The following is a 14,644-nucleotide window of genomic DNA, read 5'->3' as shown; positions in this document are numbered from 1 at the left end:
TGCGGTCAGAGTGATTCCGAGTGAGGTTCGTGCACCTGATTTGTCACCGGTGGCCAGCCCGGCTTCAGGCTGAGAACGGCCACGCTGTGTCCCTGCAGCGGGAAAAATTCGTTTGCCGACAACGGAGTCCGGGAAATTTCATGAACAGGAACGCTGGTATCCAGAATCGTGATCCATCGTTCGGAAGGCTTGTGTCGTGGAAGCAAAAACGGAACAGGGGCCGGCAAATTACTCAGCAGCAGCAGCAGTGTTTCTCCAACGATTTGTTCACCTTGTTCGTCCACTTCATTCATCGACTCTCCGTTCAGCCGTACTCCCAGTGAGTGCATGGCTCCCGAATTCCATTCCTGGTCGGTAATTTCACCTCCGTCCGGCATCAGCCACGCGATGTCTTTGACTCCCGCACCGCGGATCCGGCGTCCCTGAAAGAAGTTTCTTCGTTTCAGCACCGGCTGTTCGTGCCAGATCTGCACCACCGACTGGCAGAAGCTCAGAAATTCCTGTTGAGAATCATCCAGATTCCAGTTCAGCCAGCTGATTTCATTGTCCTGGCAGTAAGCATTGTTATTGCCATGCTGCGTATGACTCAGTTCGTCTCCGGCGCGGAGCATAGGAACTCCCTGCGACATCATCAGCGTCGTAATGAAATTCTTACGCTGCTTCAGACGAATTTTCCCGATCTGCGGATCGTCTGATTCGCCTTCCGCCCCGCAATTCCATCCATTGTTGTGGTCCTCACCGTCACGGTTGTCTTCCATATTGGAAAGATTGCGCTTGTGGTGGTAGGTGACCAGGTCACGCAGACAAAACCCGTCGTGTGCCGTAACAAAATTAATGCTGGCGGACGGACGACGTCCATTGTGTTGAAACAAATCGCTGCTGCCTGTCAACCGCGTTGCAAATTCGTTGACTGCACCTCCGTCACCCGCCCAGAATCTGCGAATTGTGTCTCTGTATTTTCCATTCCATTCAGACCACAAGTGAGGAAAATTTCCAACCTGATAGCCACCCAGACCCAGATCCCATGGTTCGGCAATCAGTTTAACCTGAGACAGCAGCGGGTCCTGCAGAATGATGTCAAAAAATGCACTCAGTTTGTCCACATCATGCAGTTCCCTGGCCAGAGCACTGCACAGGTCGAAACGAAATCCATCGACATGCATTTCCTGCACCCAGTACCGCAGACTGTCCATAATCAGCTGCAGGACACGCGGACACTGCATGTTGAGCGTGTTTCCGCAACCGGTAAAATCCTGGTAGTACCTCTGGCTGTTCGGCATCACCCGATAGTAGGAAGCATTGTCGATACCTCTGAGTGACAACGTGGGTCCAACATGATTGCCTTCTCCCGTATGGTTGTAAACAACATCCAAAATGACTTCGATGTTTGCTTTGTGCAGTCGGCGAACCATTTCTCGAAATTCGTTGATCACGTCAGCCGCGTTATCTGCGGCGGCATACCGACGATCCGGGGCGAAGAATGAGAGTGTGTTGTATCCCCAGTAATTCGAAAGACCGTTTTGTTCAAGATGGCGGTCATTGACATTGTAATGCACCGGCATTAACTCCAGAGCCGTCACCCCCAGCCGCCTGAGATGATCAATTGCCTGGTCTGACGCCAGCCCCTGATAGGTGCCGCGAAGGGCTTCCGGGATGTCGGGGTGCAGCTTAGTGAAGCCCTTCACATGAGCTTCATAAATAAACGTCTTGTGCCAGGGTGTCCTGAGCAGCGTATCCCCCTGCCAGTCAAATTCCGGGTCAACCACAAGACCCAGTGGCGCAAACGCCGCGTTATCGCTGGTTGAAATCGAAAGATCATGCTCGGACGTGATGTACCCAAACATGCTGTCCGACCAGGTGATACCGCGTCCAAGTGCACGGGTATAGGGATCCAGGACGACCTTATGGGGGTTAAATCGATGCCCCTGGTCGGGGAGGTAAGGACCGTGAATTCGATATCCGTAAAGCTGTCCCGGACAAATATTCGGAAGATAACCATGCCAAACCTGATGGGTTCGCTCGGTCAGTGACAAACGATGGGCCTCCTGAGTGTCCGACTCAGAGTCAAACAAACACAAATCAACAGCCGTCGCATGTTCCGAGAAGATGGCAAAATTGACACCTTGTCCGTCCCAGGTGGCTCCAAGCGGGTCGGGTTGTCCAGGCCATACTCGCAGCATGGTACCAGCAGGTTTCATGATTGACTGAGTTCCTGAATTGGATGCAATTGACGACACAGGATTCCATATTCGGGTTAGACACACGACCGGAACAAAATGTCAGAACAACTGCCCCCACTCATAAGCTGGCAACTTTAGTGTACATGCGTATACTATATATGTGAGAGTAGGATAAATACGTCACCTGAAGCGAACAGCATAATTATTCAGTCACGGACAAATATCCGGATTAGCTTCGTACTTACTCAGTCAACGTTGGCTGTGGTCGATATTCAGACAAGGGAGCAGGCTGCGCATGCATCGATTTGATCAATCGGCGGATGCGAAGCTTTGTTGCGACCTAACACCGATTTGGCCATCAACCTGCCGAGTGCCCGACTGGGATCGGTTTGTTATTCCAAATCGATTGGATGACTCACTTTCTGTTTGACTCACTTTTTGTGAGCTGCGTATAAAAGAGCCAGTTCCCTGCAAATTGGCGTCGTTTTTATACACACTGTGCTCACCGGAACAGTTGAAGCGTGTTTGGCAAGATCCTCCTTGTTTTTACTGCCGTTGTGTCGGTTCTTTTGGCCGGCGTGTCAATGGTAGCGTATTTTGCTGTGCCGGGCATGACACAGGCAATGGCAGAACTGCCTGACTACTCGTTTGAGCGCCAGTACGGGGAAACAGTCAGATGGAGTGTTTCGCGGCGACTGGGGGATCGCAAGTCTGTGGCCTCCAATCAGACAGTATTTGAAGCCGTGATTGCCGCAACAAACGATGCACAGGGGCAGTTGCAGGCTGAATCCGGTGAGGCTGCGACACAACTCCAATCAGTCAATGCACAACTGGAACAGCACAAAGCTGAACAAGCTCAGGATGCCGAGGCAATGAAGCAGAGAGGCGAGCAGCTCCAGTTAGTCGCAGTCGATTATGAAAAGCAGGTTACGGACATTTCGGGTGAGTTCCAGAGACTGTCGGTCGATGCTCGAATCGTACGTGACGAAACGAACAGTCGACGTCAGGATGTCGCCCGGCTGGATGAAGAACTGGAAGAACTGCGTACACACAAGTTCGAGCTCCGGGAACTGGAACGAACACTAACAGATCAGTTGTTGCGACTTCGACTGGACATTCAAAATCTGCAGCTGCGGGCAGACCAGGTCCGGCAGCAACTGGATCGCTGAGACTGATTTGTTCGACTTTGGATAGAACAGAAGACAAATTCAGCACATGTGCTGAACTGGAGAATCCTGGATGAATGCCGTCGGAAAAATGCTGATTGTCCTGCAGCTTTGTCTGAGTCTGCTGTTCGTCTGCTTTGCCGGAGCAGCGTATTCACTGCAGGATACATGGCGTGAGAAATTCAACGCTGCAAATACTCAAGTGACATCGCTGCAGGGAAATCTCAATGATGAAGTCAATCAGCGAAAAACAGAAGTACTTGCGGCCAATCAACTGCGTGAAGAGGCTGAAAGTTCGCGTGATACCGCCGAAGAGCAACTGAGGTCCGCCAGAACAACAACGGAAACTGCTGAACGACTTTTGGCCGACGAACGCCAGGCCCGAAACAAGGCAATTGCAGAAAGTGAGCGAGCTGCCGCAGAATCAGACGCCAGACTGGCTGAAACCCTGGCTCATCGCCAGGAGATTGAAGCCAGAGGCGTTCGACTGACACGCCAGCTGGCCGATATTCGCGAAAAAGACAGTCAAATCCTGGAACTCAACAAATCACTCAATGTCTACCGACAGGCGGAAGAGCGCTATCTTGCTGAAAATGTCCGGATGAAAGAACTACTGCGTGCAAACGGAATTGATTCCACACAGCGCGTCGCCGTCAAAAGTTCAGAACCAATTGAAAAGGTGGACGGTTATGTCGTGGATAAACTCCAGTCTCGAAGCCGCACACAGGAATTTGTAAAAATTAATATTGGCAGCGATGATACGATCCGGGAAGGAATGACAGTACACGTATTCCGTCAGGATCAGTTCGTATGCGACGTCCGGGTATCTCTCGTTGAACCGGACAGTTCCGTCGGTATCGTCGTAGCCAGTTCACGTCGGTATAATGTTCAGGAGGGCGATCGTGTCACCACCAAACTCTGATCCCGGTATCTACGATGGCCTGATGTTCGTCTCACTTGGCGCAATCGTCGTGGCAATCACGCTGCTGGTTCTGACGTTGAACAGCTACTCCTGACTCGAACGGGATTCGTTAACGCCCCGGGCATCCTGCGGCTGTATCGATCCGGGTCTGTTGACGAGAATTTCGACAGACACCGTGACCATCTCAGTGGAGTCATTCGCGTACAGTGTCACGACTCCTTCCCTCGTACCCGGCGATGGTGATTCACTGACCGTGAGGGCCAGACTCACTGTCTGCAGTGCGCCGTTTGATGTCTGCTGCCATTCACAAAGCAACTCGGGCGGGAAACAGTCAACATGTGAAATCACCCAGTGCTCGGGGATCTGCACCTGAACAAACTCCGGAGTAGTCTGCTCTGCCCGCAGTCGCAAACGGGAAGGTCTGACAAGCACCGGCTCAGTGCGTTCAGGTCCCTGAATTCTGACGGGCATCACGACCGTGGAAAACTGAGGATCATCCGTTTGACCATGAACCAGCATGCGATGCGTTCCTGCAGGAATTTCACCTTGAATCTCTATCCCAATCCGAGTCTCTCGCCCCCCGTCTTTGACCGACTGAATCCGGCCGTGAATCCAGGGTGACGACGACTCCACTGCCTCAACCCTGAGTGGTTGACCCCGATTGTCATAAACGGTGAAGTGGTGAGTGATTGGCTGCCCTGCGGTTCCGCGCTGTGAAACGTGCATTGCTCTGGGTATCACATGGATTTCAGGCTCCGGAAATACGGCCTTGATAAGAACGGTTTCATTCCGTGGTTCAGGGGCCGTGTAATGAACGGTCAGCTGGAATTCATGAAACCCCTCAGACTGCTCGGCCAGAGGTACGGAGACCTTCATTTCACCGACTTCACCTGGTTCAAGCCGGCGATGGCTCAATTCCGGAGTCAGGCATCCGCAACTGCGTTCGATTTCCCCCAACTGAACAGGATTTGCTCCCACGTTCCGAAACCGAAACCGACTGACGAGCTTCGACGTGTGAGAAATCGGGTCCTGGCCGTGATTGAAACAATAGCGGGCGAACTGCAGTGGACGCCGGGGTGTCCCGGTTCTGTCCAGCGGCGACGCTTGATGAACCGCCGATCCCGTCAGAAGACAGGCCACCAGTGGCAGCACTGCCAGCAGTCGTGACATCCACACTGATCGGCGCTGATCGGTTTTCTGCAGCCGTTCCGGCATCGTTGCCCCTTCAGTCACCCAGCTTCAGAATCGTCTGTCGCTGCATAAACACAACCAGTTGCTGTCGGTCATCCGGATCCGGAACAGCATCGGCAATCTTCCAGCCTCGTTTTCCAAGGTCAGCCAGTCCACGTCCGAGAAAAACATTTCTGTCCGGATCTTTCTGCAGATAGACAGTCCGATACTCCATTTGAGGCGGCAGCATCATGTCGAACACCAGTCGCGTCACCAGTTCCGCTGACCAGATCGTAAGAATCAGCAGAAACAACTGTTTGTAGGTCATGATTGGTCCTCTGACGAAAATCAACCGCGAAGTTCTGTGGTGTGCGGACTCAGTCCGTGGAACGTGGTTTTTATGGAAATTCAAAGATTGTGAGAATACTGGTTCTGTATCCTGCCACTTGATGAATTCGTGTCCATAACCTGCCACCAGCACATGATTTGCAGGCCGCCCCCTGTTCAATACACTGCCGCCGCCTTCCGAATCCCGTCCATCCGTATGAATCTGATCTTCAACACCAAGACCTCAAATGCCTCGCTACGACTCAAAACGCATTGAACACAAATGGCAGGAATTCTGGGAAGAAAACCAAACGTTTGTTCTGCCCGACAGGATTCCGACGGATGCTGCTCAAAAGCTGTATGTGCTGGATATGTTTCCCTATCCGTCGGGAAGCGGACTGCACGTTGGCCACCCGGAAGGCTACACGGCCACCGACATCGTCGTTCGACACGCTCGAATGAACGGCCGGCATGTGCTGCATCCGATGGGCTGGGACTCTTTCGGTTTACCGGCAGAAGAACACGCGGTCCGAACGGGTACTCATCCGCGCGAAACGACCGAACAGAACATTGAAACATTTCGTCGTCAGCTGAAGATGCTGGGCTTCAGCTACGACTGGTCACGCGAAATTGCCACAACAGACCCCGAATACTATCGCTGGACACAATGGATCTTTCTGCAGTTGTTCGACACCTGGTACGACGCTGATTGCCGCTGGAACGGTCCGGATGGGATCAGTCGTACCGGCAAGGGTCGACCAATTGCAGAGCTCACGATTCCGAAAGATGTCCAGGACAAGGGAGATGATGCTGTTCGTCGTTATCAGGATCGGCATCGCCTGGCATACATCTCAGAAGCCCCTGTCAACTGGTGCCCCGCACTGGGTACTGTGCTGGCAAATGAAGAAGTCATCGACGGACTGAGTGAACGCGGCAGTCACCCTGTGGAGCGGATTCCTCTTCGGCAGTGGATGTTGAGAATCACAAAATACGCAGACCGCCTCGAATCGGAACTGAGGGATCTGAACTGGCCGGAATCCATCAAGCTGCTGCAGCGCAACTGGATTGGTCGGAGTACCGGGGCCAATGTTGACTTTTTCACCGGTGATGGTCCGTTCGATGCCTGGAGGACGCAGCGAACCAATGAGGGATGGCCGGAGGAACCGTCCGATGATGTTCTGCGGGTGTATACGACTCGACCGGACACACTGTACGGAGCCACCTACATGGTGATCGCTCCGGAGCATCCGCTGGTCAATCGGTTAACAATCAGCGAAAATCAAACTGCCGTGCAGGAATACTGTCGCACCGCATCACTCAAAAGTGAACTGGATCGCACAGACCTGGCGAAAGAGAAGTCGGGAGTGTTCACCGGTTCTTATGCGGTCAACCCGGTCAACGGACAACAAATTCCGGTGTGGGTCGCCGACTATGTGCTGATCAGTTACGGCACGGGAGCCATCATGGCGGTGCCTGCCCATGATCTGCGTGACTTTGAATTCGCCGTTCAGTTCAACCTGCCGATCCTTCCCGTCGTTCAGCCACCTGAAGACTGGACGCCGTCCAAAGACGAAGCCGCACTGTCCATTAACAGAAACGGACAGAACCTGACTCCGTTTTCAGGCCTGGGAAAAGCGATCAATTGCGGTGAACATGACGGCACTCCGACTGTCGAGTTCAAAGCAGCGATCACGGAGACACTGACATCCTCGGGACTGGGGCAGGCTGCCGTTAATTACAAACTGAGGGACTGGCTGTTCAGTCGTCAGCGGTACTGGGGTGAACCGTTTCCAATCTGGCATGAACTGGATACCGACGGCAACCAAACAGGTTTGATGCGTGCGGAATCAGAAAAGAATCTGCCCGTGCCACATCCTCATATGGAGGATTTCAAACCCACCGGCACCCCTCAGCCAATGCTCTCCAAGGCTTCCGAAGAATGGCTGTACAAAACGGCAGAAGACGGGACACCCCTGAAGCGGGAAACAAACAGTATGCCTCAGTGGGCCGGCAGCTGCTGGTACTACCTGAGATTTTGCGACCCGCAGAATTCAGATCAGTTCATTGATCCTGCCAAAGAGAAGTACTGGCTGCCCGTCGACCTGTATATCGGAGGAGCTGAACACGCGGTGCTGCATCTGCTGTACGCGCGGTTCTGGCATAAGCTGCTGTTTGATCGAGGACATGTTTCGACCCCTGAACCGTTTAATCGCCTGGTGAACCAGGGCATGATTCTGGGAGAGAACGGCGAAAAAATGTCCAAATCACGGGGAAACGTGATCAATCCGGACGACGTGGTCAACGAATACGGAGCTGACGCACTGCGCCTTTATGAAATGTTCATGGGACCTCTGGAACAGGTCAAACCGTGGAGCATGAAGGGTGTTGAAGGTGTCTTCCGCTTTCTGGGACGCGTTTGGCGTATGGTCATTGACCAACGATCTGAAGATCTGATTTTGAACGCTGCGGTCTCTGACTCAGAACCGACAGAGCAGCAAATGCGGATCCTGCACAAAACCATCAAAGCGGTGTCCGCTGACATTGAACGAATGAGCTTCAATACGGCAATCAGTCGTATGATGGAGTTCGTCAACTTTATGGGACACGAAGACATCCGGCCGAAAGCCGTGCTGGAGCCATTTGTGCTTATCCTGAGCCCGTTTGCTCCGCATATTGCGGAAGAGCTTTGGCGCGTATTCGGCCATACGGAATCACTGGCCCGTGAGTCCTGGCCGGAGCATGATGAATCACTGCTGATCGAAGACACCGTTGAAATACCGGTGCAGGTCAACGGTCGACTGAGAGCAAAAATCCATGTACCGGGCGACGCGAATCAGACTGCGCTGCAGTCTGCGGCGGAGGCAGATGCGACTGTCCAGCAGCAGCTCGAGGGAAAGAACGTGGTTAAAGTGATTGCTGTCCCCGGCCGTATGGTCAACTTCGTGGTCAAATAGAAAAGTATTCACTGCTGCGTATTCGACTGCCGCAGGGCCGGTTTCCGATACGAAACCAGCGCCACCACAATGATGGAGGGGATCCACCACCACCAGGGTCCGAAAACCGCAGTCGCATTGAACATCATAAATGCGGCAAAACCATGCATATACGTCTCGAAGACAGGCCGCCTCAATGACGGATGACCCAGTATTCTCAGACTGCGAACCGACGAGACTCCCCAGCAGATCAGGAATACGTAGTTGATATACAGCCCGCCGCCCCAGTTGATCCCCACAACACGTTCGGTCATCTCTGCTGTGTGTTGAAGTGCCGCAGAATGGACCCAGTGATGCCTGAACTGGAAGGCACAGACCACGTGCAGCACACAAAACAACCATGCACCCGACCAACACAGAATGTAAAGGCGATCAGCCGGTCTGGCGGCAACAGGATCAGAAGCCAGATTCCGGGTCCCGGCAAACAGCCAGCGCCACAGTGCAATCACGTAACACGCGACACTGGCCCGGGCTGTCCACAGCATCAGATATTCACCGGTCTCGGGACTCATGCACCACGTCTTTGCAACAAAGAGTGACGGACCGCTAAGGAAGAAAACCTCGCTCGCGAAGTTCCTGCAAATTATCCTGAGCACTGGACATGACACGCTGCGATGCATATTTGAACAGGGCAAAACCGGCCAGTCCTGGCGGGGCCGTTAGAATGGCGGTGTGCTCCTCTTCCTCACCATCCAGCCGCTGATTGAGCTGATCCACCGCTTCGGCAACAGTATCGGTAACGATACGTTCGCTGCCCTGATGATTGCTGAGTTTCAGATTCGAAAAAGCGGCCGTCCGGGCCATCAGAAACTCGGCAGCCCCAAACTCATCCGAATTCTCAAAGAAGTTCTGAAACTCAGGGCGCACGTTATCAGGAGTCAGAATCTTGGCCCGCGATATTGTTACCTGCCCCTGACGCACGGAAACGGTCTTGTTTTCGCCGTCCGAGGGCATCACCAGAAAATAGGGCAGGTCAGAATCACCAAAGGTGAACAGCGAAAACCTCACCTCACGCTCAATTCGTACGGACTCCCAAAGCTCGTGGAAGAATCGTTCGCGTTCGTGGTCCTCAAACATAAGCAAATGCCGCACTCGCGTAGCTTCGTATATCGGTGAATCCTAACGCCCACGTTATGGCCGCAGGGAATCAAAAGTCAATCCTCTGTCCGGGATTCCTGTTCACCGACGTCAACTCCCTGTGACCAGGCAATGTTGTCCGGCAAGACCACGTCTCCGGCCACGTCCACACCTCCTGCGGAACCACCGGAAACCTCCACTCCGGAACAGCAGACGGAAAGCCGCCATTCACCTGAATTTTCAGGTCCGCAGCAGCGCCAGAGCTTCGCCCAGATTTTCCATAGCCCGATCGATTGTCTCGATTGACTGGGCAAAGGCAAAACGCATGTGTCCCGGACGGTGAAACAGTGTACCGGGTATGGTGACAACATGTCTGGTCTCAAGCACATGACGTGACAGGTCCATATCGTTTTCAATCACCCGACCGTCGGCATCCCGCTGACCGATGTATGCAGTCATATCCGGAAAAAAATAGAATGCCCCCTGAGGCCGGTTCCATCTGGCTTTGGGTGCAGCCTCAGCAAACCTGCTGAGCAAATGATCGCGGCGGACACACAACTGATCCCGAATGGAATGGCGTTCTGCAAAATCAGCATCGGCCCGCAGAAAACGCGCGTAGCCCTTTTGAGTTGGCAGATTAACACACGAAGAAGCATTTCCCTCCACAACCGCCACAGTCGCGATGTGCTTTTCAGGTCCGGCGACAAAGCCCAGCCGCAGACCGGTTCCGGAAACCTCTTTTGACATTCCACTCACAACAAATGTCTGCTCCGGCAAAAGCGGAGCGATACTCGCATATTCCGCGTCGTCGTAGTAGATCGTCCGGTAAACCTCGTCCGAGATCACGGCAACGTCTTCGTGTCGCGACAGCACATCAGCAAGATCACGCAGCAAAGGTTTCTCATAGATGGCCCCGGTCGGATTATTAGGAGAGTTCAGCACGACCGCTGCGATGGTGTCATCGGTCTTCAGCAGTTCATCGAGCTGTGAAGGATCCGGCAGGAAATTAGAATCCGTTGGCAGGATGACGGGAGGATCTCCTGTGACAAGAATCGGAACATTTTCGAAAGACTCATATCCGGGCGTAAACATCAGCAGCCGTCGCCGCCGCTCCGTTGAATTCAGAATCGTCAATGCCACCTTAAAGATGGCATCCTTAGGGCCGGGACAGACGACAATCTGTCGGTCAGAATACGAAAGACCGAAGCGGGCGAGATCTTCGGAGATCGCGGAAATGAGTTCCGGGTCACCCCGTTCCGCCGAATAGTGGGTCGCGTCCGCATCAAGTGCGTCGACCATTGCCTGCTTGATCAACCCCGGAACCGGGATCTCCGGATTCATTTCGCCGATACCCAGATCCAGTACCGGCACACCGTCAGCCCGCAGTTGATCGGCAACCGCTTTGACCTCAAGGGTGGGCGACGACTTAAGTTGCCGCGCCCAGGGAGAAATGCGCACAGGCATTTTGTTGTTCTCGTGATTATCAGTTTAGCGAATGTGAATTCCGGAACCCTTCGATCCGATCATCTGAATACTGTTGTAGATCGATGCCGGTGTGCTGGCTCCGGTCACTCCGGAGATTGTCTCGGAACGTTCGATGTCAAGAATGATACCGGGAGCCCGGGCGTGCACGGCCACAGTCGCCGTATTCCAGGCCGGATTCACGATCAGTTTCGCGTTTGTACGGTCAAACCCCAGACTGGCATAGGCAATTGTGGCGATCGTGTTGACATTGCGAGGAAACTTCGGACAGATGTCACGCACAGGACCGTCGTACAGGGTGGTTTCTTCAGTGATACTGTCAGGATCAATCCCGATCGCCGCGCAGTCGACGTTTCCGGGCGGCTTCTTCATGACCACACAGACTTCTTCCCAGACATCGCGGTTTTCAAGCAGAGCGTCCACTCCCACACCGCCGCCATGAGGCAGCCAGGCACGAGTGCCGTGCCGGCGAGTCGTCTGCTCAAGGCTTTCCTCAAAAGCTTTATCAGCAAGAGCGGTGACCGAAATCAGCATGTAATTCGTCTTCTCCAGTATGGTCGTCGCCCACTGTCGACTGACATCCGGATGGGCCATCTCCACAATCAGATCAGCATTTGCTGAATCAAACTCAGCAAGATCGGTCAGCACCAGCCCGGACTCAACGTCCTTCAGTCGCGACGAATCAACATCATGAACGAATGCGACTTCCATCCCGTTTTCTGAATCAGCATCGATCAGTCGATGGACCGCATTTCCAATCGTCCCGTAACCGATCAGACCAACTCGCGTGTTCACTTTGGTCATTGATGGTGTTCCTTATGAAATCCTGAGCAAATCAAGTGATGTGTCCCCGATCAGCCATACAGACCGTCTGCAAGTTTTATTCAATTGCACAGCCCAGGCAAACCTGTGGCCAATCGTAACAAAGATGCTGCCCGAAAGTGACGAGCAGCAGCGGTCAAAATGAGTTCAACGATGCAGGGCAGGTGGTCACCACTTTTTGCCTGGTCGTCTCCTTCGCCTGATGACCTTCTCCCTCCGCGAAAAAATCGACCGGCTGCACCAAACTGCCAATGGTCGTTCGTTGTCGAATACGCCGGATAAAACTGCAGGTGGCCTGTAAGCCGGGTTCTGTCGTGATACCGAAGCACCACGGGTGTTCATTTATCTACGACGCCGGTTACCCGACGTCTCCAGCAGCCCACCCGACGGTCAAACGGTCTGAAGCACCCCGCTGGCTCCCGAAGGAACTGATCCCGTCTGTCTGGCCTTGCTCCCGATGGGGTTTACCCGGCCGACTCAGTCACCTGAGCCGCCGGTGCGCTCTTACCGCACCATTTCACCCTTACCTGGAAAACCACGAAGGTTTTACCTCGAAGCGAACTTCTCAGGCGGTTTGCTTTCTGTTGCACTTGCCCGGTCCTTGCGGACGGTGGACGTTATCCACCATCGTGTTCAGTGGAGCCCGGACTTTCCTCTCCGCCGAATTTCAGCGCAGCGAACACCCGGCCACCTGCGACACAAAGTCTAGTTTTCAAATAGAGCTTTGCAGTGTTCCGTTTGCAGATTTCCCTGGAATCCCGTGAATTCCTGGATGTCCGGCTCCGCATTACGCTTGAACACAGTTCGCACGTCGGCAAACACCCCCCTCAAACAGGAACACTGCCTGCTCTGTTGTCCGACATGTATGAGTGCGATATCACACAATTCTCCCCAGATTCGTTTACGGAAAACGACATCATCGCTGCCCGTTTCGCAATCGGTATTGATCTTGGCACCACCAACATCGTGATTTCATACGTTGACCTGGACAACAACGAACTACAGGCTCAGTTTCTGCTGATTCCTCAGCTGGTCGGCGGCGACAATATGGATTTAGCACTGGCCCACTATTCGTCCGGATTATTCGCTGAGCAGGGAGTCTGTCTGGAGCTGGACTACTCAGCAGTCACCAGTTTGATCGCTGACAGATTCGTTCCCGGGTGTGCCGTTAATGATCGTCCGCAACGGCCTGTTGCTGGTACATTGGAATTGAAACATCCGGCTGGCGGTACCTGGCGCGCCACGCCCCCCAACGTGCCATGTGCGTGGTTCCGCAGGGAATGGAAGAAGGAACGTCGTGCGACGTCCCGTCTCCGGACATCAGTCTGGCTGTCGGAGAGCGGGCACATTTCGGATTTTGGTTCCACAATGCGACCGAAAGACGCGATCGGAACGCGTCTACAGTCCTGGTCACCGGAAGAACTGGTGGAATCAGCTCCGGTTGAAACCCGGCTGGAAGCCAGTGACGCCATCAATGAAACCTGGGTACCGGTCCGATTTCATTCCAACGTTACAGAACTGGGCGTGCTCGAATTGGGGTGCGTCAATCCGCAGACAGATCAGCGATGGATACTGGAATTCAGTGTCAAATAATGAATCCAGCGTATGGAAAACGCTGTCAAACCTGTGACTACCGAACCCGGAAACACTCACTTCAGCCGGGCTGTCCCTTCATTTTGCCGTCCATCCCCCGTCCACGGTCAGCAGACTTCCGGTCATATAACTGCTGGCCGGACTCGACAGCAGAATCGCCGGACCCTGGATTTCGCTAAGGTCTCCCCAGCGTTCCAGAGCCACTGCTCCCACAATGTGCTTCCTGGTTTCCTCCGACTCAGCAAACGGCAGATTCATCGGTGTCAGGAATGGTCCAGGACAAATCGCATTACATGTGATGCCGGTCGTAGCCAATTCCAGTCCCAGGGCCCGAGTGAGCTGAATGACGGCCCCTTTGCTGGATGTGTAAGGAGTTCGATTGGCCAGCCCTACCATGCCAAGCGTGCTGGCAATATTCACAATGCGTCCGTATCCGGCGGCTTTCATGTGCGGGATCACTTCGCGACAGCACAACCAGGTACCGTCGACGTTTGTCTTTTGAACCTGCTGGAAATCTTCATAGGACACATCGTCGATTGCCCCGCGAACATTGATCCCTGCACTGTTGATCAGAATGTCAATTTTTTGGTGACTCCCCATCACCCCGTCCACCATGTCCTGGACGTCCGCCGGACTGGTCACATCGGCAGCAACACCCGCTGCCGGCTGACCGTAGGTGTCTGAAATTTCCTGAGCAACCTCCGCCGCCTGACCGGCATCACGTCCCACGACAATTACAGTCGCACCCGCTGATGCAAGTCCCGCTGCCATGGCGGTCCCCAGTCCTTTCGTACCGCCGGTGATGATGGCCACATTGCCTGTGAGGTCGAACTGATTAACGCCAGGAAGAGACGTAGGCATCGATGTACTCCGAATGAAAGAATATGACGAATACGGGTAACATACAGACTG

Annotated in this window: 12 protein-coding genes and 1 other RNA gene; 4 read left to right on the top strand and 9 right to left on the bottom strand. The window is 53.7% G+C overall.

Annotated features, from left to right (window positions below; genetic code table 11):
- Positions 1-5 precede the first annotated feature (5 nt).
- Positions 6-2,198, bottom strand: a complete 2,193-nt coding sequence (gene glgX / locus MK110_12275) for a glycogen debranching protein GlgX (GenBank protein ID MCH2212071.1) — start codon at positions 2,196-2,198, stop codon at positions 6-8.
- Positions 2,199-2,701: 503 nt separating this feature from the next.
- On the opposite strand from glgX, the gene MK110_12270 reads away from it, so the two are divergent.
- Positions 2,702-3,349, top strand: a complete 648-nt coding sequence (locus tag MK110_12270; GenBank protein ID MCH2212070.1) for a hypothetical protein — start codon at positions 2,702-2,704, stop codon at positions 3,347-3,349.
- A 70-nt stretch (positions 3,350-3,419) separates the two neighbouring features.
- The gene (locus MK110_12265) at positions 3,420-4,268 is read left to right on the top strand and encodes a hypothetical protein (protein ID MCH2212069.1); all 849 of its coding nucleotides are present in this window, start codon (positions 3,420-3,422) and stop codon (positions 4,266-4,268) included.
- An 84-nt stretch (positions 4,269-4,352) separates the two neighbouring features.
- Here MK110_12265 and MK110_12260 read toward each other — a convergent pair whose 3' ends face one another.
- A complete protein-coding gene (locus tag MK110_12260; GenBank protein ID MCH2212068.1) occupies positions 4,353-5,483 on the bottom strand; it encodes a DUF1573 domain-containing protein in 1,131 nt (376 codons plus the stop codon).
- Positions 5,484-5,493: 10 nt separating this feature from the next.
- Entirely contained in the window at positions 5,494-5,766 is a 273-nt protein-coding gene (locus tag MK110_12255; protein ID MCH2212067.1) for a hypothetical protein, read from the bottom strand.
- 247 nt (positions 5,767-6,013) lie between these two features.
- Here MK110_12255 and leuS point away from each other — a divergent pair, with 247 nt between their 5' ends.
- Positions 6,014-8,719 (top strand): leucine--tRNA ligase, encoded by a 2,706-nt coding sequence (gene leuS, locus MK110_12250; GenBank protein MCH2212066.1) that lies wholly within the window; start codon positions 6,014-6,016, stop codon positions 8,717-8,719.
- Positions 8,720-8,727: 8 nt separating this feature from the next.
- Here leuS and MK110_12245 read toward each other — a convergent pair whose 3' ends face one another.
- From MK110_12245 to rnpB, 5 genes are all read right to left on the bottom strand, one after another.
- Complete coding sequence (locus MK110_12245) at positions 8,728-9,270, bottom strand: hypothetical protein (GenBank protein ID MCH2212065.1); 543 nt, start codon at positions 9,268-9,270, stop codon at positions 8,728-8,730.
- 34 nt (positions 9,271-9,304) lie between these two features.
- Positions 9,305-9,850, bottom strand: a complete 546-nt coding sequence (locus MK110_12240; GenBank protein ID MCH2212064.1) for a hypothetical protein — start codon at positions 9,848-9,850, stop codon at positions 9,305-9,307.
- A gap of 225 nt (positions 9,851-10,075) precedes the next feature.
- Positions 10,076-11,299: an aminotransferase class I/II-fold pyridoxal phosphate-dependent enzyme gene (locus MK110_12235; protein MCH2212063.1), complete on the bottom strand. Its 1,224-nt coding sequence runs from the start codon at positions 11,297-11,299 to the stop codon at positions 10,076-10,078.
- Positions 11,300-11,323: 24 nt separating this feature from the next.
- Entirely contained in the window at positions 11,324-12,121 is a 798-nt protein-coding gene (locus MK110_12230; GenBank protein MCH2212062.1) for a DUF108 domain-containing protein, read from the bottom strand.
- Between the two features lie 300 nt (positions 12,122-12,421).
- Positions 12,422-12,834, bottom strand: an RNA gene (gene rnpB, locus MK110_12225) — RNase P RNA component class A.
- A gap of 34 nt (positions 12,835-12,868) precedes the next feature.
- Here rnpB and MK110_12220 point away from each other — a divergent pair.
- On the top strand, positions 12,869-13,732 hold the full coding sequence (locus MK110_12220; GenBank protein ID MCH2212061.1) for a hypothetical protein: 864 nt from the start codon (positions 12,869-12,871) through the stop codon (positions 13,730-13,732).
- A gap of 78 nt (positions 13,733-13,810) precedes the next feature.
- On the opposite strand, the gene MK110_12215 is transcribed toward MK110_12220, so the two are convergent.
- The gene (locus MK110_12215) at positions 13,811-14,593 is read right to left on the bottom strand and encodes an SDR family oxidoreductase (GenBank protein MCH2212060.1); all 783 of its coding nucleotides are present in this window, start codon (positions 14,591-14,593) and stop codon (positions 13,811-13,813) included.
- Between the last annotated feature and the right edge of the window lie 51 nt (positions 14,594-14,644).

It is taken from the genome of Fuerstiella sp., assembly GCA_022447225.1.
In the GTDB taxonomy this organism is placed as follows: domain Bacteria; phylum Planctomycetota; class Planctomycetia; order Planctomycetales; family Planctomycetaceae; genus S139-18.
The sequence above is the reverse complement of the archived record's forward strand: the minus strand, read 5'-3'. Positions and strand labels throughout refer to the sequence as shown.